The 22,561-nt window shown below is 58.3% G+C and carries 21 protein-coding genes; 9 read left to right on the forward strand and 12 right to left on the reverse strand.

Annotated features, from left to right (window positions below; all coding sequences use genetic code 11):
• Positions 1–210 precede the first annotated feature (210 nt).
• The 3 genes from K5Q35_RS13275 to K5Q35_RS13285 all read left to right on the forward strand — a co-directional run bounded on the left by K5Q35_RS13275 (position 211) and on the right by K5Q35_RS13285 (position 2,506).
• Positions 211–972 (forward strand): NAD kinase, encoded by a 762-nt coding sequence (locus K5Q35_RS13275; protein ID WP_013960417.1) that lies wholly within the window; start codon positions 211–213, stop codon positions 970–972.
• Positions 972–2,189, forward strand: a complete 1,218-nt coding sequence (locus K5Q35_RS13280) for a Coenzyme F420 hydrogenase/dehydrogenase, beta subunit C-terminal domain (RefSeq protein WP_220799898.1) — start codon at positions 972–974, stop codon at positions 2,187–2,189. The genes K5Q35_RS13275 and K5Q35_RS13280 overlap by 1 nt, the downstream gene beginning before the upstream one ends.
• 107 nt (positions 2,190–2,296) lie before the next feature.
• Positions 2,297–2,506, forward strand: coding sequence for a CsbD family protein (locus tag K5Q35_RS13285; RefSeq protein WP_013960419.1), 210 nt, complete (start codon positions 2,297–2,299; stop codon positions 2,504–2,506).
• Positions 2,507–2,578: 72 nt separating this feature from the next.
• Here K5Q35_RS13285 and K5Q35_RS13290 read toward each other — a convergent pair whose 3' ends face one another.
• The 4 genes from K5Q35_RS13290 to K5Q35_RS13305 all read right to left on the reverse strand — a co-directional run bounded on the left by K5Q35_RS13290 (position 2,579) and on the right by K5Q35_RS13305 (position 7,536).
• The gene (locus K5Q35_RS13290) at positions 2,579–4,471 is read right to left on the reverse strand and encodes a propionyl-CoA synthetase (RefSeq protein WP_220799899.1); all 1,893 of its coding nucleotides are present in this window, start codon (positions 4,469–4,471) and stop codon (positions 2,579–2,581) included.
• A gap of 97 nt (positions 4,472–4,568) precedes the next feature.
• The gene (locus K5Q35_RS13295) at positions 4,569–4,826 is read right to left on the reverse strand and encodes a hypothetical protein (protein WP_220799900.1); all 258 of its coding nucleotides are present in this window, start codon (positions 4,824–4,826) and stop codon (positions 4,569–4,571) included.
• Between the two features lie 75 nt (positions 4,827–4,901).
• Entirely contained in the window at positions 4,902–5,171 is a 270-nt protein-coding gene (locus K5Q35_RS13300; protein ID WP_013960422.1) for a hypothetical protein, read from the reverse strand.
• 91 nt (positions 5,172–5,262) lie between these two features.
• On the reverse strand, positions 5,263–7,536 hold the full coding sequence (locus tag K5Q35_RS13305) for an NADP-dependent malic enzyme (protein WP_220799901.1): 2,274 nt from the start codon (positions 7,534–7,536) through the stop codon (positions 5,263–5,265).
• Between the two features lie 128 nt (positions 7,537–7,664).
• Between K5Q35_RS13305 and K5Q35_RS13310 the strand changes: the two genes are divergently transcribed.
• The 6 genes from K5Q35_RS13310 (at position 7,665) to upp (ending at position 13,126) form a co-directional block, all read left to right on the forward strand.
• On the forward strand, positions 7,665–8,378 hold the full coding sequence (locus tag K5Q35_RS13310) for a hypothetical protein (protein ID WP_220799902.1): 714 nt from the start codon (positions 7,665–7,667) through the stop codon (positions 8,376–8,378).
• Entirely contained in the window at positions 8,375–9,466 is a 1,092-nt protein-coding gene (locus K5Q35_RS13315; RefSeq protein WP_220799903.1) for a cupin domain-containing protein, read from the forward strand. Before K5Q35_RS13310 ends, K5Q35_RS13315 begins: the two co-directional genes overlap by 4 nt.
• A 78-nt stretch (positions 9,467–9,544) precedes the next feature.
• A complete protein-coding gene (locus K5Q35_RS13320) occupies positions 9,545–9,934 on the forward strand; it encodes a cytidine deaminase (RefSeq protein WP_013960426.1) in 390 nt (129 codons plus the stop codon).
• A 1-nt stretch (position 9,935) separates the two neighbouring features.
• A complete protein-coding gene (locus K5Q35_RS13325) occupies positions 9,936–11,246 on the forward strand; it encodes a thymidine phosphorylase (protein ID WP_220799904.1) in 1,311 nt (436 codons plus the stop codon).
• Positions 11,246–12,436 (forward strand): phosphopentomutase, encoded by a 1,191-nt coding sequence (locus K5Q35_RS13330; protein ID WP_220799905.1) that lies wholly within the window; start codon positions 11,246–11,248, stop codon positions 12,434–12,436. The genes K5Q35_RS13325 and K5Q35_RS13330 overlap by 1 nt, the downstream gene beginning before the upstream one ends.
• Before the next feature lie 57 nt (positions 12,437–12,493).
• Positions 12,494–13,126, forward strand: coding sequence for a uracil phosphoribosyltransferase (gene upp / locus K5Q35_RS13335; RefSeq protein ID WP_013960429.1), 633 nt, complete (start codon positions 12,494–12,496; stop codon positions 13,124–13,126).
• Between the two features lie 9 nt (positions 13,127–13,135).
• Here the strand turns inward: upp and K5Q35_RS13340 are convergent, their stop codons facing one another.
• The 8 genes from K5Q35_RS13340 to K5Q35_RS13375 all read right to left on the reverse strand — a co-directional run bounded on the left by K5Q35_RS13340 (position 13,136) and on the right by K5Q35_RS13375 (position 22,456).
• Positions 13,136–14,149 (reverse strand): hypothetical protein, encoded by a 1,014-nt coding sequence (locus K5Q35_RS13340; RefSeq protein WP_220799906.1) that lies wholly within the window; start codon positions 14,147–14,149, stop codon positions 13,136–13,138.
• A 105-nt stretch (positions 14,150–14,254) separates the two neighbouring features.
• Complete coding sequence (locus K5Q35_RS13345; protein WP_220799907.1) at positions 14,255–15,877, reverse strand: AMP-binding protein; 1,623 nt, start codon at positions 15,875–15,877, stop codon at positions 14,255–14,257.
• Positions 15,878–16,056: 179 nt separating this feature from the next.
• Positions 16,057–16,500 carry a cupin domain-containing protein gene (locus K5Q35_RS13350; RefSeq protein ID WP_220799908.1) on the reverse strand — a complete coding sequence of 148 codons (444 nt, stop codon included), beginning with the start codon at positions 16,498–16,500 and terminating at the stop codon, positions 16,057–16,059.
• Positions 16,501–16,711: 211 nt separating this feature from the next.
• Positions 16,712–18,910: a 3-hydroxyacyl-CoA dehydrogenase NAD-binding domain-containing protein gene (locus K5Q35_RS13355; protein ID WP_220799909.1), complete on the reverse strand. Its 2,199-nt coding sequence runs from the start codon at positions 18,908–18,910 to the stop codon at positions 16,712–16,714.
• A complete protein-coding gene (locus tag K5Q35_RS13360) occupies positions 18,907–19,374 on the reverse strand; it encodes a cupin domain-containing protein (RefSeq protein WP_220799910.1) in 468 nt (155 codons plus the stop codon). The genes K5Q35_RS13355 and K5Q35_RS13360 overlap by 4 nt, the downstream gene beginning before the upstream one ends.
• Before the next feature lie 2 nt (positions 19,375–19,376).
• Positions 19,377–20,588, reverse strand: coding sequence for an acetyl-CoA C-acetyltransferase (locus K5Q35_RS13365; protein WP_220799911.1), 1,212 nt, complete (start codon positions 20,586–20,588; stop codon positions 19,377–19,379).
• Positions 20,589–20,627: 39 nt separating this feature from the next.
• A complete protein-coding gene (locus K5Q35_RS13370) occupies positions 20,628–21,266 on the reverse strand; it encodes a glutathione S-transferase family protein (RefSeq protein WP_220799912.1) in 639 nt (212 codons plus the stop codon).
• A 41-nt stretch (positions 21,267–21,307) separates the two neighbouring features.
• Entirely contained in the window at positions 21,308–22,456 is a 1,149-nt protein-coding gene (locus K5Q35_RS13375; protein ID WP_220799913.1) for an acyl-CoA dehydrogenase family protein, read from the reverse strand.
• Positions 22,457–22,561 lie beyond the last annotated feature (105 nt).

The following is a 22,561-nucleotide window of genomic DNA, read 5'->3' on the forward strand; positions in this document are numbered from 1 at the left end:
TGTGTGAATAGGTTGCAGTCGGTTTCGTATCGGAAACTAGGACGCGGGCAAAGCTGGTAAAGCGACGCTCGACTAGAAATATGCGTCGTGTCTAGTGATCCTGCGCGCGCCTTGCAATCATGCAGCGGATAAATTCAGTCGGCCAACGCTGGTCAACCGAACAGAGATGTGGTTGTTTTGAGGTCCAAAGACCCCGATCGGAAACCTGTCATGACCAGCAAGATCGCCTTTACTGCCAGTCGGGCGGATGTCGCGCAGACGGCCCGAGCAGCGCTTGTCACCCGCTATGGTAATGTCGATGTTCAAGAGGCGGATGTCATTGTCGCATTGGGGGGCGATGGTTTCATGCTGCAAACACTTCATGCAACGCAGGATCACCCGGCACCTGTCTACGGGATGAACCGCGGGACCATTGGTTTTTTGATGAATGCCTATGCAGAAAGCGACTTGCCCGCCCGTCTCGCGGATGCCGAGGAAGAGGTTATCAACCCGCTGGCCATGATCGCGACCTGCGCGGATGGATCAACCACCAAGGCGCTGGCGATCAACGAGGTTTCCCTGCTGCGCACCGGTCCGCAGGCGGCCAAGCTGCGGGTGACGATTGATGGCCGGTTGCGCATGGCTGAACTGGTCTGTGATGGCGCCTTGTTGAGCACGCCCGCAGGGTCCACCGCCTATAATTATTCGGCACACGGGCCAATTTTGCCCATCGGGTCGGCGGTGCTGGCGCTGACTGCGATGAGCGCTTTTCGCCCAAGACGCTGGCGGGGGGCCCTCTTGCCGCAGGATGCAACGGTGCGCTTTGATGTGCTGGAGCATGACAAACGCCCGGTTATGGCCGAAGCCGACGCACAGTCGGTTATGGACGTGACCTCGGTCGAAATCCGCTCTGAGCCATCGGTGGCACATCGCATTCTGTTTGATCCGGGCCATGGTCTTGAGGAACGTCTCATCAATGAGCAATTCACCTGATGCTGACGCCTGATTTTCGCGACCCTGCCCCGCGTGGGCTGTGCACGGATTGCGGGGTATCGCGTTTCAAGGACCCGCGCGCCTGTGGCAAAGCATGTCAGTTCATTGCGCCGGATTACCCCGCATTGGAAAAGGCTGTGCATGGGCGTACACGTGGGGCAGGCGATGAGAGCTTTTTCGGCCCGTTCAAGGCCATGCACCGCGCGCGTATGGTGGCCCCTGCGGAGGGTGCGCAGTGGACGGGTATCACGACCGCGCTGGCCGCAGACTTGCTGACGCGCGCTCGTGTGGATGCGGTGCTGACGATGGTGCCGGATGATGCCGACAGCTGGCGGCCCAAGCCTGCGTTGATTACTGAGGCCAGTGATATGGCACGCGCGCGCGGCATGCGTATGGGATATGCGCCGCTGCTGGCCTTGCTGGAAGAGGCGCAGGCACAGGGGTTCAAACGGCTCGCTGTGATCGGGATTCCCTGCCAGATTTATGCCCTGCGCGCGCTTGAGGCCGATCTGGGGCTGGAGCGTCTCTACGTCATCGGCACGCCCTGTTCTGACAATACAACGACCGAGAATTTCCACACATTTCTGAAGTTGCTGGATGAAGCCCCCGAAACGATCACCTATCTGGAATTTCGCGCAGATTTTAAGGTTGAGTTGCGTTTTACGGATGGGCGCCAGCGGCTCATCCCCTTTTTGTCGCTGCCGATTTCTGACTTGCCGCGCGATTTCTTTCCGCTGACCTGTCGCACCTGCGTTGATTACACCAACAGTCTGGCGGACATCACCGTGGGCTATATGGGCGGTGAGGGGGATCAATGGCTATTGGTACGCAATGCGCGCGGGGCTGAAATGCTGGAAGGGCTGGGCGCGCGCATACACCTGCAAGCGCCGGGATCAGCGGGTAAACGAGCCAACGCCGTCAAAGGTTTTATCGCCAATACGGCGCGGGCGGCGGGCGGGTTGCCCTTGCGCCGCATGCCTGACTGGCTGCGACCGATCGTCAGTTGGCTGCAACCCCGTATCGGTCCGCGCGGTCTTGAGTTCGCGCGCACGCGGGTCGAGATGAAAGCCGCTGAGACGATCCTGCATCTGCGCCGCGAAGAACCGGCAAAGATGAAAAATATGGTGCCGGATCACGTCTGGAAGGTGGCAGAACCCTACGATCTGAAGCCTCAGGACGGCGAGCGTGCCACGCAAGCCGACGTTCCAGAAAAATAGCCTTTTGTATGGAACCCATGGTCTGATGGCGCGTTGATCATGTGAACAGCGCGTAGAGAGCACGCGTTTCACTCAACTGAGACTGTTTCAGATGAAGGAGAGACACCATGAATTGGGACGTAATCAAAGGCAACTGGTCACAAATGACAGGCGAGATCAAATCGCAATGGGGTGATTTAACGGATGACGAAATCCAGAAAGCCGCCGGTGAACGGGAACGCTTTGTGGGCCTTATTCAGGAGCGTTACGGTTTGGCGAAATCCGATGCGGAAGTGCAAGTCGACAAGTTTCTTGCCAATCTAAAAGACGCCGCCTGATCGCTGGCGCATATCTGACTAGCAGCAGTCCCATAGGGGGCTGCTTTTTTTCGTCCAAACCAGCGGAAGCTATCAGCCCTTGGCATATCCGATCGTTTGCAGCGCATCCTTGATTTCATCCAGAATGGCCGGGTCATCTATGGTCGCGGGCAGTTTGAACTCCTGACTATCCGCGATTTTGACGACGGTTGCGCGCAGGATCTTGCCAGAGCGGGTCTTGGGCAGGCGATCCACAACCAGCGCATTTTTGAACGCCGCTACGGGGCCAATTTTGTCCCGGATCAACTTGACGCATTCGGTGGTGATTTCGCCATGGGGTCGGTTGACGCCTTTGGTCAGGCAGACAAGACCAAGGGGGGATTGCCCTTTCAATTGATCACTCACACCGACGACCGCGCATTCCGCCACATCAGGGTGGCTGGCGAGCACCTCTTCCATGGCACCCGTGGACAGGCGGTGGCCTGCGACGTTAATCACATCATCGGTGCGCGCCATGATATAGAGATATCCGTCCTCGTCGATCATGCCCGCATCGCCGGTTTCGTAATATCCGGGAAAGGCGTTGAGGTAGCTTTTCTTGTAGCGATCCGCAGCGTTCCAAAGGGTTGGCAATGTGCCGGGTGGCAGCGGCAGTTTGATCGCGATGGCACCCAATTCACCGGGCTTTTGCGGATGCCCTGCTTCGTCAAGGATTTGCACGTCATACCCCGGCATCGCGACCGTGGGGGAGCCGATCTTGACCGGCAGCGCCTCAAGACCCGCCGGGTTGCCCGCGATGGTCCAACCCGTTTCGGTCTGCCACCAATGATCATAGACAGGAACGTTCAGGATATCCTGCGCCCATTCAATGGTATCGGGGTCAGCGCGCTCGCCCGCCAGATAGAGGGACCGCAGGCAAGACAGATCATATTTTTCCCGCTCCAGCCCCTTGGGGTCTTCGCGTTTTACCGCGCGGATCGCTGTCGGGGCGGTGAAAAAGCTGCGCACGTTATGTTCAGAGATCACACGCCAGAAGGTGCCTGCGTCAGGCGTGCCCACGGGTTTCCCTTCAAACACGACGGTCGTATTCCCGTGGACCAAGGGCCCATAGCAGATATAGCTGTGGCCAACGACCCAACCCACATCCGAGGCGGCCCAAAAGACGTCCCCGGGGTCTACGTCATAGATATTTTTCATCGTCCAGTTCAGCGCGACCAAATGACCGCCGGTCGGTCTGACCACACCTTTTGGCGCGCCCGTCGTGCCAGACGTATAGAGGATGTAGGCCGGGTGGTTGCCCTCGACCGGGACACAGTCGGCGGGCGGTACACCGTTTTGGGCGTCGTGCCAGTCAAGATCACGGCCGGGGGTCAACTCGGCCATTTCCTGTTCCCGTTGCAGGATCAGGCAAAAGTCAGGTTTATGGTCGGCCAGTTCGATGGCCCCATCCAGCAGCGGTTTGTAATGGACCACGCGCCCCGGTTCCAACCCGCAAGAAGCGGCCAGTATTGCTTTGGGCTGACAATCATCAATGCGCACGGCCAGTTCGTTCGCAGCAAACCCGCCAAAGACGACAGAATGCACCGCACCGATGCGCGCGCAGGCCAGCATCGCCTCCAGCGCTTCGGGGATCATCGGCATGTAGATGATGACGCGGTCGCCCTTGCCAACACCTTGGGCAACCATCGCACCGGCCAAGGAGGCCACCTTGGTTTGCAGATCGGCATAGCTGAGTGTGGATTTCGTGCCGGTGATGGGGCTGTCGTATATAATCGCCGCCTGCGCACCGCGCCCGGCGGCCACGTGACGGTCAACTGCGTTGTAACAGCCGTTGACCAGCCCGTCCGCATACCATTCGTAAATATGCTCTTCGCGATCAAACAACGCCCTGGACGGTTTGCGCTCCCAGTCGATGGCGTCGGCTGCCTGCATCCAAAAGGCTTCGGGGTCTTCCAGACTGGCCCGGTAAATGTCTTGATATCTCATGTCTGGCACCCCTACGCTTAGCAATCGCTTATGGTTACGCCCACGTTAAAGCGAGGGCAAGCCTTTGCGAATTATGTATCCGTTTTGCTATTGAGGATCAGCGACGGCCGTTGTTGTTCAGTGCATTTTTTACTGCGGCGCGACAATCGCCCGGACTTTCTGGCAGGCAGGTTTGCGGCACATTTCGAACAATGACACTGGTGTGCGTATAGGTCCCGTTGCGGCCATCCATGACACGACTGCGCAGTTCATAGGTCTGCCCGTCCACCACAATGCTCCCGTATTTTTCCTCGATAACCTCGGCGCAGCCTCCCAGAACCACAGCAGCAACCAACACCCACTTCCATGCTTGCATGATACATCTCTCCTTGTAATGCTGGTCGCTGTGACGTGGCACACGTACCGTTTTATTTATCGCCAAAAGCCGCTATCAGCCGTTAAAACCGCGGTCATCATAACCATTTATGAGGTGTTGTGCAGCTTTTTCACAGTCACCAGGACTGTCAATACGGCAAACCAGAGTCGCCCCTTTGAACACGGCGCTCGAATGCTCAAACGGGCCATTGCGCCCTTGTAGGGTGCGCGTACGGATTTCATATTCCTCGCCCTGGTAGACACCGGTGGTTATGCGTTCTTCGATCACCGTCGTACATGCGGCCAGCGCCACGCCGACTGCTGTTATAAGAGTTTTCGTTCTCACACATCTTCCTTTCGTCGCTGGGTAACACTTGGGACATACGTTACACTTGGAAAGGCTGAATTGTTTGTGGTTACGGGAAATTGATCACAGGTCATCCATATTGAGCGACCGGCGTTCCTGCGATTGCGGAGACATTCAGCAACCCGCGTGCCGTAATCGAAGGCGACACGATATGCGCCCTGTTGCCCATACCCATCAAGATGGGCCCAACCTCAAGCCCGCCGCCTTTCATTTTCAGGATGTTGCGCACCCCGGAGGCCGCGTCCGCATGCGCAAAGACCAAAACGTTCGCGGCCCCTTCCATGCGATTGCCGGGTAGGATGCGCGCGCGCAGCTCTGCATCAAGGGCTGTATCAATGTTCATCTCGCCCTCATAACAGAAATCATGATTACCATGATCTAGCAGCTCGATTGCGCCGCGCAGACGCCCGCCCGTTCCGTCGCCTTTGTTGCCGAATTGCGACTGCGAGCAGAACGCGATCTTGGGCTCAACCCCGAAACGGCGCACATGACGCGCGGCCCCGATTGCGATCTCTGCGATTTCCTCTGGTGTGGGATGCAGATGCACCTGCGTATCCGCGATGAACAGAGGCCCATCTTCGAGGATCATCATGGATAGTGCCCCGACCGGATGAAGGTTTTTACCGCCCAGAATTTGCGTGATGTAATTGAGGTGCCAGCTGAACTCCCCAAAGGTGCCACAGATCAGGCTGTCGGCCTCTTCGCGGTGCACCATCACGGCTCCGATTGCCGTGGTATTTGTGCGCATGATCGCCCGCGCAAGATCTGGCGTTACACCGCTGCGCGCGCGCAACTCGTGATAGCTTTCCCAATAGTCGCGGTAGCGCGGATCATTCTCGGGGTTCACCAAATCGACGTCACTGCCAAGTTTGATGTTCAGCCCCGCCTTTTCTATGCGCATTTCGATGACCTCGGGGCGGCCAATCAGGATGGGACGCTCGTTGGTTTCCTCCAGCATGGCCTGACTGGCGCGCAGGACCCTTTCGTCTTCGCCTTCTGCAAAAACGATGCGGCGCGGGGACTGCCGCGCCGCCTGAAACACAGGACGCATCAGCAAGGCTGATTTGAACACCGACCCGTTCAGTTTCTCCCGATATGCGCCAAGATCGTCAATCGGACGCGCGGCAACGCCGGTGTCCATCGCCGCTTTGGCAACTGCCGAAGACACGACCGCCACAAGACGTGGATCAAAGGGTTTCGGGATCAGATATTCTCCCCCGAATGTCATCTCTTCGCCCTTATAGGCCGCCGCCGCCTCAGCCGAGGTGCTTGCACGGGCAAGTTCTGCAATCCCGTCGATGCATGCCAGCTGCATTTCATCATTGATGGTGGTCGCCCCGACATCCAAGGCACCCCGGAAGATAAAGGGAAAGCACAAGACATTGTTGACCTGATTGGGGAAATCGGACCGACCCGTTGCGATGATTGCATCAGGGGCCACGGCACGCACCGCATCGGGCAGGATTTCCGGCGTCGGGTTTGCGAGCGCGAAGATGATGGGCTTTTTCGCCATGCGCTGGACCATTTCCGGTTTCAGCACACCCGGCCCCGAAAGCCCGAGAAAGAGGTCAGCATCGTGAATAACATCATCAAGCGTGCGCAAATCGGTACGCTGTGCGAATTCTGATTTGATTGGGTTCATGTCCACGTCGCGTCCCTCATAAACGAGACCATGAATATCGCAGAGCCAGATGTTCTCGCGTTTGACGCCAAGTTTTAGCAACATGTTCAGGCAGGCGATCCCCGCAGCACCGCCACCGGTTGAGACGATCTTGATGTCTTCAAAGCGCTTTCCCGCCACAAAAAGAGCATTCTTTGCAGCCGCCCCGACAACGATAGCTGTGCCGTGCTGATCGTCGTGAAACACGGGGATGTTCATGCGCTCGCGGCAAATCCGTTCAACGGTAAAACAATCCGGCGCCTTGATATCTTCGAGGTTGATCGCGCCGAATGTCGGTTCCAGCGCGCAGACGATGTCCGCCAGCTTTTCAGGGTCGGACTGGTCTACCTCAATGTCAAAACAATCGATGCTGGCAAATTTCTTGAACAGAACCGCTTTGCCTTCCATCACCGGTTTGGAGGCCAATGCGCCAATATTACCCAGGCCCAGCACGGCGGTGCCATTGGTAACAACAGCCACGAGGTTGGCTCGGGAGGTATAGCGGGCGGCTGCGGCGGGATCATTTTTTATTTCAATGCAGGCTTCTGCCACACCGGGAGAATAGGCTCGCGCCAGATCACGACCATTGGCCAGCGGCTTGGTTGCGCGTATTTCCAGTTTTCCGGGTTTGGGGTATTCGTGGTAATCCAGTGCTGCCTGGCGCAGGTTTGGTGTGTCTGACATATGAAGTCCCCTCCCGTGGGCGTGGTAGTTTAATGCTAAACTATCTGCAAAATGACTGCCGACGGTTCATTACTGGACCCAAGGGCAGGAGTACAGCAGATGTTTACAACTGACCTGTAGCCAGCTTAATGATCGTCGCAGCAAAATCGACCCCAAAAGCGATGCGGTACCGGATGATAGATCAGCAAAGCCCGACAGCGACATCAGAAAAGTGGCCGGGACTGGCCAGCGCAGCTGTGCTCAGTTTTGGCCTGATTGCGGTCTTCGTGATCGTCGATCTTTTGTTCTTTGCTCAGGGCCAGTCGTTCAAGCGCGAGGGCGGCGGTCTGGAGACGGCCTCGGCTGTGCTTTACATCCTTGCCGTCGTAGTTTTCTTTATCAAGACGCCCATGTCTGAATGGCTGCGTCTGTTTCACGTGCCCGCGTTGATGGCGCTTTTTGCCTGCAGGGAATTGGACTTTGACAAAGCTTTCACCGATGCAGGTATTCTGTCTCTGCGCCTTTACAGTGGTGATACTGCGCTTGGCACAAAGCTGATCGCGGGGGCGGTCGCGCTGTTTTCAATCTATGTCATTCTGCGCACGGCGTGGCGCGGCGGTCCAGCGGTCTTGCGTGCGTTGCGCGACGGCGCGCTTTGGCCTTGGTTTGCAATACTGGCCGGCGTTTTGGTTGTCGGCACGAAAACCGTTGATGGTCTGGGGCGCAAGCTGCTGGATTTCGGGATTGTGATTTCGGCAGATTTGGATGCGACAGCCTCGTTGGTGGAAGAGATTGGCGAGACCTTCATCCCCGTCTGCGCCATTCTGGCTATTGCGGCCCGGTGGAGAGGTCGCAAAACGTGAGTGACATACAGGCAGAGGTGCGCCTGCCGACGCAAGAGCTGCGTCAAGACATCCCATTTTTCACCAAGGTGCTGAAGATGCGGATGGATATGATCTATCCAGCTGATGATCCCTCAGTGGCGGTGTTTTCCGGCCACGGATTGCGCGTCCGGATCGAAAAGGGCGCATCCGAACCTGCGGGGACGTTGCGCATCCTGACGGATGATCCGGGTGGTTTCGCCGATGGACAGACCGTGCTCACAGCCCCTAACGGCACAAGGGTCGAGATTGCTGCGCTGAACGAACCTCTGATCCTGCCGGAAACGGTACATCGTTTCGTGGTGCGCAGGCTTGCCGATCAGGCCCCGTGGATCATCGGTCGTGCTGGCATGCAGTATCGTGATCTGATCCCGGACCGCCTCGGTGGGTCAATCATCGCCAGTCATATCCGCATCCCGGACGGCGGTCCGGTGCCGGATATGGTGCATTATCACACGGTCGGGTTTCAGCTGATCTTTTGTTATCGGGGGTGGGTTGATCTGGTCTACGAGGATCAGGGCGAACCCTTCCGTCTGCATGCGGGCAACTGCGTGATCCAGCCGCCGCAAATCCGCCATAGGGTGCTTTATGCTTCCGATAATATCGAGGTGATCGAAATTGGCGTACCGGCGGAACATGTCACGACGATAGATCATGACATGACGCTGCCCAACGGCCCGGCCAACCCGGACCGTGTGTTTGACGGGCAGCGCTTTGTGCACCACCGCGCAGAGCAGGCAACATGGGCGCCCTTTCGGATTTCGGGGTTTCAAAGCCGGGACACCACTATTGCCGAACACACGAATGATGTGGCTGGTGTGCATGTCGTGCGCCCCGATGAGGGCAACACGATCTGGACAGTACACAACTGCGACATTCTCTTCACCTTTGTGATGGAGGGGCAGGTGACATTGGAAGGGGAAGGGCGCGATGCGTCTTTCCTGACGGCGGGGGATGCCTTTGTGATCCCGCCTCGGATGGCATATCGCCTGAGCGATCCGTCGTCTGATCTGGAGCTTTTGGAAGTCTCATTGCCCGGTGTGTTTGACACGAAAGTCGTGGCGCGCTGAAAAATCCCCGCCGCCTCTTGCAATATGAGGCGCGGGCAGACACGCTATGATTGAGTGGTATGAATTGATGAGGCGCGAATGTCCCTGAAAGATGCAGCAACAGCCGTGCGGGAAAATGCCCATGTTCCCTATTCCAATTTCAAGGTCGGGGCGGCTGTGCGTGGCGCATCCGGCGCGGTTTACGTGGGCTGCAACGTGGAAAACGTGGCCTACCCGGAAGGCACCTGCGCCGAAGCGGGTGCAATCGCGGCCATGGTGGCAGCGGGGGAAAAAGTGATCATAGAGGCTTATGTGATCGCCGGATCGCCCATGCCGGTCAGCCCCTGTGGCGGCTGTCGGCAAAAACTTGCGGAATTTGCCGGGGCCGATGTGCCTGTGACCATGGCCACGACAACCGGTATTGAACAGAAAACGACCGTGGGTGCGCTCTTGCCCGGGGTGTTCAACACCGATCATATGAGCGTGTAGCATGGCAGACGCACGTTCTGTCCTTGCGCGCCTGCGTCATGGTTCGGCCCTCACCACGACAGATATGAAATGGGTTGCGCAAGCGCTTGCGGATCACGGGATGAGTGATGCGCAGGCCGGTGCTTTTGCCATGGGCGTTTGTGCGCGTGGTTTGCGTGATCCTGAGCGGGTCGCGCTGACGCTGGCGATGCGTGACAGTGGCAAGGTGTTGCGGTGGGATCTGCCGGGGCCGATACTCGACAAACACTCAACGGGTGGCGTGGGCGATTGCATCTCCTTGGTGCTTGCGCCCGCTCTGGCGGCCTGCGGGGCCTATGTGCCGATGATTTCGGGTCGCGGCCTTGGCCATACCGGCGGAACACTAGATAAGCTGGAGGCGATACCGGGTCTTGTCACGCAACTGGACGAGGACCGGTTTCGCGCCGTCGTGGCCGAGGCAGGCTGCGCGATCGTGGGGGCCAACGCTGATATCGCCCCGGCGGATCGCAGGCTTTATGCGGTGCGGGATGTGACCTCGACGGTTGATAGTCTTGATCTGATCACCGCATCCATCCTGTCCAAGAAACTCGCCGCAGGCCTTGAGGGGCTGGTGCTTGATGTCAAGATCGGCAGTGGCGCATTCATGAAGGATAAAAAGGCGGCACAGGCACTAGCGCAAGCATTGGTCACAACGGCGAATGCTGCGGAGTGCAAAACCACTGCGCTGATCAGCGACATGAGCCAACCACTCGCGCCGAGCCTTGGCAATGCGCTTGAAGTGGCCGAAGTTATGCGCGTTCTGACAGGTGCTGCTGATGGGCCGCTGGTTGAGCTATCGGTCGCGCTGGGCGGGGTGCTGTTGGCCAATGCGGGGTCCGCCAATGACGTACAGGCCGGGGCCGATGCCATCTGTGCCGCGATCAAAGAGGGGCGCGCCGCGACCCAGTTCGGGCGGATGGTTGCCGCCATGGGAGGGCCGGTGCATTTCGTGGAGAACTGGCAACGTTTCCTGCCCGAAGCGACCGTGATCCGCGAGGTTTCGGCCCTGCAATCGGGCCATATCGCTGCGATTGACGGCGAAGCCCTTGGGCTAGCGGTTGTCAGCCTTGGCGGTGGTCGGCGCATTGAGACGGACAAGATCGACCCCCGCGTAGGTCTGACACAGGTGGTGCGGCTTGGGGCCAAGGTTCGCAAGGGTCAGCCTTTGGCGGTTGTGCATGCCAGCCGACCCGACGATGCGGATCGCGCGGTTGCTGCAGTGCGCGCTGCGATCTCCCTCTCGGAGAGTGACACAATCGCTGTGCCTGACCTGATACATGAAAGGGTTGGATGATGGCGCGCGCCTTTCTGGTCGTCATGGATTCCGTCGGTATCGGGGGTGCACCCGATGCGGCGGCGTATTTCAACGGTGATATACCTGATACCGGCGCGAATACCGTCGGCCATATCGCCCAGCAATGCGCGCGGGGATTAGCGTCAGTTGAACGTGAGGGGCCGTTGAAAGTACCGCATCTGGACGGGCTGGGCTTGGGCCGGGCGGTTCAACTGGCAAGCGGTGCTGTTGCTCCGGGGCTGGGGCGCGAACCCAAAGGGGTTTGGGGGGCGGCAACCGAAACATCCACCGGCAAGGATACGCCGTCAGGGCATTGGGAACTGGCGGGCCTGCCTGTCCCCTGGACGTGGCACCATTTCACGCAAACCACGAAATCTTTTCCACCCGAGCTGATCCAGCGGGTGTGTGATCTTGCCAAAGTGGATGGTATCTTGGGCAACTGCCACGCCTCCGGCACCGAGATCGTGGTCGAGTTCGGCGAAGAACACATGCGCACGGGCAAGCCCATTTGCTATACCTCTGCGGACTCGGTTTTTCAGATCGCGGCGCATGAAGACAGTTTTGGACTGCAACGCCTGATGGATCTGTGTGCGGATCTCGCGCCGTTCGTGCACCGCATGAAAGTGGGGCGTGTGATCGCGCGACCCTTTAGGGGGACGGAAAGTGCGGGCTTTAAACGCACAGGAAACCGCCGCGACTTTGCGATTGCGCCGCCGGGCCCTGTGCTGACCAACTGGGTGCAGGATGCGGGTCGTCGTGTCTATGCGGTGGGCAAGATCGGCGATATCTTTTCGATGCAAGGCATTGATCAGGTCTTTAAAGGCAGTGACGCGGAGTTGATGGTCCACCTGCAATCCCTTCTCGACACAGCCGAAGAAGGCAGCCTGACATTTGCCAATTTCGTTGAATTCGACAGCCTGTACGGGCACCGCCGGGATGTGTCGGGCTATGCTTGCGCGCTGGAATGGTTTGATGTCTGTCTGGGGCGTATGCTGGCCCGGCTGCAGGCGGGTGATATGCTGCTTATCACAGCCGATCACGGGAATGATCCCACATGGCGCGGCACGGATCATACCCGCGAACGTGTGCCGGTGCTGATCGCTGGTAAAGGGGCAGGGCAGCTAGGCCATATCGGGTTTAGGGATGTGGCCGCTTTGGTCGCGCAGCACCTTGATGTGCCGGTGCCCTAAATGCTTTATACAAATGCTGACGCGAATTAATAATGCAAAACGCCAAAGAAAGAATCTATGTCTGATCATGTGACAATCGTTGACCACCCTTTGGTGCAGCATAAGCTGACCATCATGCGGGATAAGAAAACGCCGACCGCCGTCTTTCGCCAGTTGTTACGCGAAATCAGTCAGTTGCTGGCCTATGAGGTGACGCGGGGTCTGCCCATGACCACAAAGACGATTGAAACGCCGATGCAGGAGATGCAGGCGCCAACGCTTGCGGGCAAAAAGCTTGCGTTGATTTCGATCCTGCGGGCTGGCAATGGCCTGTTGGATGGCGTGTTGGAACTGATCCCTTCGGCCCGTGTGGGGTTTGTCGGGCTTTATCGCGACGAGGAAACACTGCAGCCCGTTCAATACTACTTTAAGGTGCCCGAAGCGCTGGAGGACCGTCTCGTGATTGCGGTTGATCCGATGCTGGCGACAGGCAATTCCTCGGTGGCGGCGATTGACCTTTTGAAACAGGCCGGGGCAACAAACATACGGTTTTTATGCCTGTTGGCCGCCCCCGAAGGCATCAAGCGCATGCAGGAGGCGCATCCGGATGTCCCGATTGTGACAGCGGCAGTGGATGCGCAGCTAAATGACGTCGGGTATATTGTGCCCGGTCTGGGCGATGCCGGTGACCGGATGTTTGGCACGAAATAGGGCGTTTACTTACCCGCCACAGATATTCTGCAATCTCAACCAATCCGCATCGCTCAGCAGTGGAGGGGCGGTGCGGCCTGCCATCGGGTCAGCCTCGATTAAAGTGAGCACGCTTTCCCCCGTGATATCCCGTGCATAGGCATAGGGTGTGCTGCGCAGGTTCCGTTCGGAAAAGGCCTGTAACAGGGGCGCGTCGGGCGGAAAGCTGCGCGGTTGTGTGAGGAGATATTCGGCGTAGCTGTCTAAAGTATCCCCATCAAGGCTGCCCGTCGTTAAAAGCTGGAAGCTCACGGCGGTGCCCATCGTTTCGAGCAAGGCGCGCAGTGGGTCCGACCCGGCCATCAGGGTCTTTTCAGCAAGGATAAAGCCCGCGGCGACATCAGGTTCTTCGTAATCCTCGACCAAGGCACGGTCGATCAGGATGCGCCCGCCGGGCAGGTGCAAACTGCCGGTCACAGCGCTCGGCATGATGCTCAGCGGGCCGCTGCCCAATTTGGCGCGCAGCACTTGCGCGGTGCGCAGCCCGGCAGGTTCCGCACAGGCGGGACCGGTCATGCGTTCGATCCGTGTCAGCAGTGCGGCACCGATCTCGGCGCGTTTGACGTCGGGCACGACAGAGACCGTATGCGTGATCAAAGCGCCGGGCAGCCAGAAAACCGCAGCCGCAATGACAAGAGCAAAAGACACCGCCATGCCCAGCCAGCGCAATCGTCCCGGACGCGGGCGATTGCGTTCTACCGCACGGCGCAGCTTTTCGATGGCGTCAATCATCTGGGCTTCATCTGCGGCAAGCTCGATGGTTTCACCGGTGTCGCCTTCGGGATGAAAAATAGCCGGTCTGACACCCGGGTTTGCCCGCTGCACCGCCGCCAGTGACCAATGTGTGATCGCCTGATCGCGCAGATCTGAGATGACCAGCGTTGCATCGCCAACGGACAGCACGACCTCGCGCCGCTGATCATCAGGCGATGCGCGCCACAAAGCGGTCGCCTCCAGTCGCGCGTATTTTTTCAGGGCCGTCATGGCTGTGTTTTTCTGCTCGGGTTTGCCTTTGCGCAGTCTAGCACTGCCGCGCGCAGGCGGGCAATGGCTGAGGACGCGCAGACGCTGGACGATGCATGGCGGGGCTTAGATTTTTTCGGCCAGTTTGCGCAGTTCGAATTTCTGAATCTTGCCCGTCGACGTCTTGGGTAGTTCCTGAAACACCACCTTTTTAGGCGCTTTGAAACCTGCAAGCGTTTGGCGCGAAAAAGCGATCAACCCGGCTTCATCCACCGTGGCTCCGGATTTAAGCTCCACAAAGGCACAGGGCACTTCACCCCATTTGTCATCAGGTTTGGCAACCACAGCTGCCAGCATCACGTCGTCATGGGCCATCAAAACGCCCTCCACTTCGACGGAAGAGATATTCTCACCGCCGGAAATGATGATATCCTTGGCGCGATCCGCGATCTGGATATAGCTGTCGCCATGCTGCACGGCGATGTCACCGGAATGAAAATACCCGCCTGCAAATGCCTCTGATGTGGCTTGCGGGTTTTTGTAATACCCTTTCATAACCGAATTGCCGCGGATCATGATCTCGCCCTGCGTGCTGGCATCGGTCGGGACTGGTGTCATATCGGCATCCATCACCACGATGTCTTCCATCATCGGAAAGGGGACGCCCTGACGGGACTTGATCGCCGCTTTGGCATCCGCTTCATGCCCGTCCCATTCGCTGCGCCACAGGCACTCGGTGACATGACCATAGGTTTCCGTCAGTCCGTAAACCTGCGTCACATTAAAACCCAAGGCTTCGATTTTGGACAAGGTTGCCGGGGCAGGGGGCGCGCCTGCGGTGAAGATTTCAACAGGGTGGTCAATCGCGCGGCGCTCCTCCATCGGGGCATTCACCAGCATATTCAGCACGATGGGCGCGCCACCGAAATGCGTCACCTTTTCGTCCGCAATGGCGTCGAAGATCGCCGGTGCGGTGATATCGCGACAACAGACCAGCGTGCCGCCAATGAGGGGCATCATCCACGCGTGGTTCCACCCGTTGCAGTGAAACAGCGGAACGATTTGCATAAACGTCGGGTGCAGGGTCATGCGCCAGCTGATCACCGTGCCCATGGTCATCAGATAGGCCCCGCGATGGTGATAGACCACGCCTTTTGGCCTGCCCGTCGTGCCGGAGGTATAGTTCAGCGCGAGGCTTTCCCATTCATCCTGTGGCATGATCCACTCGAAATCCGTCGTGCCGCCTGTTACCAAATCTTCGTAGGTTTGGTGCCGACCTGACGCCTCAATACCCGCCACTGCATCGGGAACCTCGATGAGGGTCGGAGGGGACGCAAGATTGGCGCAGGCGGCTTCGGCGAGGTCCAGAAACTGGGAATCGACCAGTACCATTTTCGCTTCACCATGTTCAAAGATGTAGGTGACGGTATCCACGTCCAGCCGCGTGTTGATGGTATTGAGCACGGCCCCGCAAGCGGGTACGCCAAAATGCGCTTCGACCTGTGCCGGCACATTGGGCAGGAGCGTTGCCACGACGTCGCCGGGGGCGACACCTTTGGCCGCCAGTGCCGAGGCCAGCCGCGTCGCGCGTGCGGCATGTTCGCCGTAGCTGCGTCGAACATCACCGTAGACAACCGCCGTGTGCTCAGCAAATACCACCGAGGCACGTTTCAGATGAGACAAAGGTGTAAGTGGCACATGGTTTGCGGCACATTTGTCCAACCCCGTCTCGTTTGCCATCCATCCCATATCGCGCCTCCCCAGCCATTAATGTGCATCAGCCGTGCTGTGCAGCGGTGAAGATATCGCATTTGCAATTTTTGAAAAGGGAATTGTAAGACATTTAACGCCATCAGCTGAATTAGATTACTTTTCTCTGGCTGCGCAGAGAGACGCATTCGTTTTGACGACGCCCTGATCCTGCCTGTCTAGTCGGAAACGGGACGTGATGTTGGTCGCGCGGTGGGGTCGCCAACCTGTACCATCTGCTTTTTCATGTGTTCGCGCACATCCCAAATCCCGCTGAAACCCTTTGGTATGACAAACGTATCTCCAGCCTTGAACGAATTTTCCGTGCCGTCGTCGTTTGTGATGACGACGTGACCGCTGATCATCAGGACGTATTCGGTGAAAGGATAATCCTCGAGGTAGGTTTTGCTGACCCCAGCTTCCCAAACGCCGACGCGCGCAACGAGGTTGCCCGAATGCGTATCTTCAAAAGTGATCTTTTGACCGATGTAGACGCCGGGTTTGACGGGTAGTTCTTCGGATGGGGTTGCGCTGTCTACAATACTGATTGATGGGGCTTGTGCATGAACGCCACCTGCGGTCCATCCGATGAAAGCCAGAGCGATTAACGCGCGATTTATCATCTGCTTGTCCTCTTTTGCGATGTTGGTCACTATCAGAAGGCGCCGTTAATCACATTCGGTCAATGCAGACATCCGTGTTGGTTGTGCGGGGCACCTTCGAATGTAGCGACAGTATTGTTCACACCCTCCACAAGCGCCACCGTAAGAAATGGACGGCACGCCCCGCACAAAAAAAGGGGGCAAAATGCCCCCTTTGGTCGGCTGCCTTATATCAGGCAGCTTTGGGTTTCTGAGCGAACCGGCCATAGAAGCTTTGGTTTTTCGCGGCCATGTCGCGCAAAAGATCGGGGCAGGTGAAACGATCCCCGAAGCTTTGTGTCAATTGATCGCACCGCTCAGCGGCATAGGCCGCGCCCAGCATGTCGAGCCAGCTGAGCGGGCCGCCGGACCAAGGCGCAAAGCCCCAGCCGAGGATCGCGCCCACGTCCCCTTCGCGGATGTCCATCAACACGCCCTCTTCGAGCGCGCGCACCGCTTCGAGCGTTTGCGAAAACAACAGGCGATGCTGCACGTCAATCAGATCGGGCTGTGTATCAGATACAGGATATTGCGCGGCAAGACCGTCCCACAGGCCCTGGCGTTTCCCTTTTTCGTCATAGGCGTAAAACCCGGTACTGGTCTTTCGGCCCAGACGGTTTTCGCCCTCCATCCAGAAGATCACCTCGTCCACCGCCGCATCGGGATAGGCATCACCCATGGCAGCCTTGGTGGCACGCGCGATTTTAGCGCCCAGATCAATCGAGGTTTCATCAACCAGTTGCAGCGGACCAAGCGGCATGCCGACCAGTTTGGCCGCGTTTTCGATCAGCGCAGGTTCAACCCCCTCGGCGACCATGCGGATGCCTTCGTTGATGTAGGGAATGATGCAGCGGTTGGCATAAAAGAACCGCGCGTCATTCACAACGATGGGCGTTTTGCGAATCTGGCGTACGTAATCCAACGCCTTGGCCACGGCCCGGTCGCCCGTACCCTTGCCCTTGATGATCTCAACCAGCAGCATTTTCTCGACGGGCGAGAAGAAGTGGATGCCAATGAACTGATCCGGGCGCGATGAGGCTTTGGCCAGTTCGGTGATCGGCAGGGTCGAGGTGTTCGAGGCGAAAACACAGTCCTGCGGGATCACGGCTTCGACCTTCCGGGTCATTTCGGCTTTGACTTTCGGATCTTCGAACACGGCTTCGATGATCAGATCACAGTCCTTGAGATCATCAAGGTCAGTGGTCGCCGTGATCAGGTTGAGCAGTTGTTCTTTCTTTTCAGGCGTTGTCTTTTTGCGCGCAATGCCTTTGTCGGCAAAGCTGGCGGTATAGGCCTTGCCACGATCTGCGGCCTCTTGCGTCTGGTCAATCAGCACGACCTCAATCCCGGCCTGCGCGGAGACCAGCGAGATACCAGCCCCCATCATGCCCGCGCCCAGCACGCCGAGCTTTTTAACCCGTTGATCTGCGACATCATCCGGACGTACCGCCCCTTTCTCAAGCGCTTCCTTGTTGACGAAAAGCGAACGGATCATTGCGGATGACGATGGGTTCATGAGCACATTCGTGAACCAACGGGCTTCTACTTTGAGGGCGGTGTCAAAGGGCACGAGCGCGCCTTCATAGACGGCTGACAACAACGCCTTGGCCGCCGGATACACCCCTTGCGTCTTGCCGTTCACCATCGCAGAGGCCCCGACAAAGGTCATGAAACCCGCCGGATGATAGGGCGCGCCGCCGGGCATCTTGTATCCCTTGGCATCCCATGGTTTGACGAGGTCCGCGTCCTTGGCATTCAACACCCAGTCGCGGGCAGCGGCCATCGGATCATCCGCCACTTCGTCGATCAACCCGGCGGCTTTGGCGCGCGCAGGGTCAACCAGTTTCCCTTCCAGCAGGAACGGCGATGCGGCCATCGCCCCCATCTTGCGCGTCAGGCGGGTCGTGCCACCGGCACCGGGAAAGATACCAACCATGATCTCGGGCAGGCCGATCTTGGCCTTGGGGTTGGGTGCGGCAAAGATACGATGCGTGCACAGCGGAATTTCAAGCCCGATGCCAAGGGCTGTACCGGGCAGCACAGTGGCAATGGGCTTGCCACCTTTCAGGGTCTTGGCGTCCATGCCAGCGCGTTCGATTTTTCGCATGATGCGATGGGCGTTCATGATCCCGTCAAACAAACCTTTTGCCGGGTCATCGCCTGCCATCTCTTTCATGCGGGCAATCACGTTGAGGTCCATCCCACCGGCAAAGCTGTCTTTGCCCGAGGTGATGATCACGCCTTTCACGGCCTCATCGCCCAGTGCGTCGTCGATCAGGCCCTCAAGCACATCCCATGCCTCAAGCGTCATGACGTTCATGGATTTATCTTTGACGTCCCATGTGATGGTCGCAATGCCTGCGGCATCCGTGTCCATTGTAAAATCAGTCATGTGTCGTCTCCTTTTTTGGGGTATGGAGTGCCGTTGAGGTGCGTGAAGCCTTGCGGCGTCGCCAGCATATCAAGCCCGGGGTAATGGCACACATCATCCGCAGCGCGTGTGCCCACAACCAGATAAGTTGCCGGCGCATCGCTGTTGTTCCTGAGCGTATGCGCGGTGGTATCGCCCGCTTTCCAGCAGCAGGCGTCGCCGGCCCCGACCACGGTTTCGACGCCATTCTCAACGACAGTGAGGGTGCCATTGATCATCAGCATGAACTCGTCTTCCTCCGTGTGCCAGTGCATCTGGGACGACTGGCGACCAGGCTGCAGGGTTTGCAATGAGACACCGAATTGGGTCAGCCCGCCGACATCTCCGAACGCGCGATAGATAAAATGCCCCTCACCGAGGTTAAAAGGATCAGGGTAGCTCGATTTGCCGGTCTGCGCCGGTACGCTTTCATTGGGCAGGATCATGCTTACATCCGCTCAATAATGGTCGCGGCACCCATGCCGGAGGCGATGCAGAGCGTGGCAAGGCCGACCTCTTTGTCGGCGCGCTCCAGCTCATCCAGCAGCGTGCCGATGATGATGGCCCCGGTTGCTCCCAGCGGATGGCCCATTGCGATCGAGCCGCCGTTGACGTTTACTTTCGCATCATCGACATCAAACGCCTGCATGAAGCGCAGCACGACGGCAGCAAAGGCCTCGTTCACCTCAAAAAGATCAATGTCCTTGATGTCCATGCCACTGTCGACAAGGATTTTTTCGGTCACCGGCACAGGGCCCGTCAGCATGATCGTGGGGTCGGTCCCGATTTTCGCCGTGGCGCGGATGCGGGCGCGCGGCTTCAGCCCGTGCTCTTCGCCGAACTCCTTGTTGCCGATCAGAACGGCCGCAGCCCCATCGACGATACCCGATGAGTTGCCCGCGTGATGGATGTGGTTGATCCGCTCAAGATGCGGATATTTCATCAGCGCGACCTTGTCGAAGCCGGGCATGACCTCTCCCATCGCCTGAAAGGCGGGGTTCAGCGCGCCAAGGCTTTGCATGTCGGTTTGCGGGCGCATGTATTCGTCGTGATCCAGAATCTTCAGCCCGTTCTGGTCGCGTACCTCGATGACGGATTTGTCAAAACGCCCCTCATCCCATGCCTGTTTTGCACGACGCTGGGATTCGACCGCCAACGTGTCCGCATCATCGCGGCTGAAGCCATATTCGGTCGCGATGATATCCGCGCTGATGCCTTGGGGGACGAAGTATTTCTCCATCGCGAGCGTCGGATCAACTGCGATGGCCGCCCCGTCACTGCCCATGGCCACACGGCCCATCATCTCGACCCCGCCTGCGATATAGGCCTGACCGGCACCGCCGCGCACCTGATTGGCGGCGAGGTTCACGGCCTCCATGCCGGAGGCGCAAAACCGGTTGATGGCCAGACCTGGGATGCGCTCATCCAGATCGGAGGCCAACACAGCAGAGCGCGCAAGGCAGCCGCCCTGTTCCATCACCTGTGTCACATTTCCCCAGATCACATCCTCAACGGCGTGACCCTCAAGGTTGTTACGGTCCTTCAGCGCGTTCAGCGTCTGTGCGGACAGGCGCAGGGATGTCACCTCATGCAGGCTGCCGTCTTTGCGGCCCTTGCCACGCGGGGTGCGTAGCGCGTCATAGATATAGGCTTCGGTCATCGTCGTCTCCTTTGAGGCCAGCCGTTGGCCCCGATTGTGTTATGTGCGATCAGCGGGGGAGCCGGGCATCAGGTCATAGGGGGCTTTCCACCCCGGCACCTGTGACAGCCGGGTCAGCCACGCGTCGATATGGGGCCACTCGGCGCGGTCAAATCCAAAGGGTTCGGGATAGTAGAGATATCCGCAGCAGGACAGATCGGCATTTGTAATGCCGCCCCCCACGATCCAGTCGCGCCCCTCAAGGTGATCGTTCAGCACCGTATAGGCCGCCTTGAGCCGTCCTTGATGAAAGGCGATCACCTCGGCGGGGCGTTTGTCTTCGGGCAGGAAATTCATCAGGAAACGCGTCATGCCAGCCCCAGAGCTGAGCTTGTGATTGTCCCAGAGCACCCAGCGCAGGATCTCGCGCCGCTCGGAGGCATCTGCGCCGCCGAACTTTCCGGATTTCTCGCTCACGTAGTCCTGTATGACGCCGGATTGCGTGAGCTTGATGTCACCGTCCACCAGCACCGGAGCCTCGCCCATTTCATTGATGGAGGCGCGAAACTCTGGCGTTCGTGTCTCGCCGCCAAAGAAATCGACCTTCACGGCTTCCCAGTCCAGACCAGACAGCTGCAATGCGAGGGCGGCCTTATAGGCGTTTCCGCTTTCCCCAAAACAATAGAGTTTGATTGTCATATCTCATCGCCCCTCCCAAGGCGCTTTAAGCTGCATGCTGCTCATAAGGAGCGCGCAATCAACTCTTTCATGATTTCGTTTGTACCGCCGTAGATGCGTTGGACGCGGGCATCCGCCCACATTTCGGCGATTGCATATTCCTGCATGAAACCATATCCGCCATGCAGTTGCACACATTCGTCCAGAACCTCGCCTTGCGTGTCCGTGATCCAGTATTTGGCCATCGCGGCCTTTTCGACGCTCAACTCCCCGCGCAGATGCTCAGCCATGCAGTCGTCCAGAAAGGCGCGCGCGACAGCAGCCTTGGTCTTGCATTCGGCCAGTTTGAACCTTGTGTTCTGAAACTGCGTGAGCGGCCCGCCGAACGCTTCACGTTCCTTGCAATACGTGATGGTGCGCTCGACAGCGCCCTCGATGGCGCCCACCGCCCCGCAGGCAATGATCAGCCGTTCCTGCGGCAACTGCTGCATCATCTGATAAAATCCCTGCCCTTCGGCACCGCCAAGAATGTTCTCGGGCGGGATTTCTACCTCATCGAAAAACAGCTCTGATGTGTCAGAGGCATGCAGTCCGACCTTTTCAAGGTTACGACCGCGTTTGAACCCGTCAGCACTGTCTGTTTCAACGACGACGAGTGACACGCCTTTGGACCCTTCGGCAGGGTCGGTTTTTGCAGCAACGATGATCAGGTTGGCGTGCTGGCCGTTGGTGATAAAGGTTTTCTGGCCCGACAACTTGTAGGCGTTGCCGTCCTTGATCGCCTTGGTCTTGATGCTTTGCACGTCCGACCCGGTGGAAGGTTCGGTCATGGCAAGCGCGCCCACCATCTCGCCCGAGACCATCTGCGGCAGCCAGCGGTTTTTCTGATCCTCGGTGCCGTAGGCCAGCACGTAATGCGCCACGATGCCTGAGTGGATGCCATGCCCCCAACTGGCGAGATTTGCGCGTGCCGCTTCGATCAGGATCGCGGCCTCGTGGCCAAAATTACCCCCGGCGCCGCCGTATTCCTCAGGAATGGAGGGGCACAGCAGACCCAATTCGCCCGCCTGCGCCCATGTTTCGCGGTCCATCTGGCGCTGCTTGCGCCATTTCTCGAATTTTGGCGACCATTCGTTGGTGATGAACTGTGCGGTCATATCCGCAATCATCTGATGCTCGTCGGTCATCCATGTGGAGGTGTGTTGGTTCATCTCAAGATACCCTCTTGTGTTATGGTGACGTCAAAACGACGTATTGCAAAGGTGCGCCTTGGCCGGATCAAATCCTAGTGCGCCAGCGCCGCCGGAGGGCCCTTT

This window comes from Roseobacter sp. OBYS 0001 (assembly GCF_019654895.1).
GTDB classification, from domain to species: domain Bacteria; phylum Pseudomonadota; class Alphaproteobacteria; order Rhodobacterales; family Rhodobacteraceae; genus Roseobacter; species Roseobacter litoralis.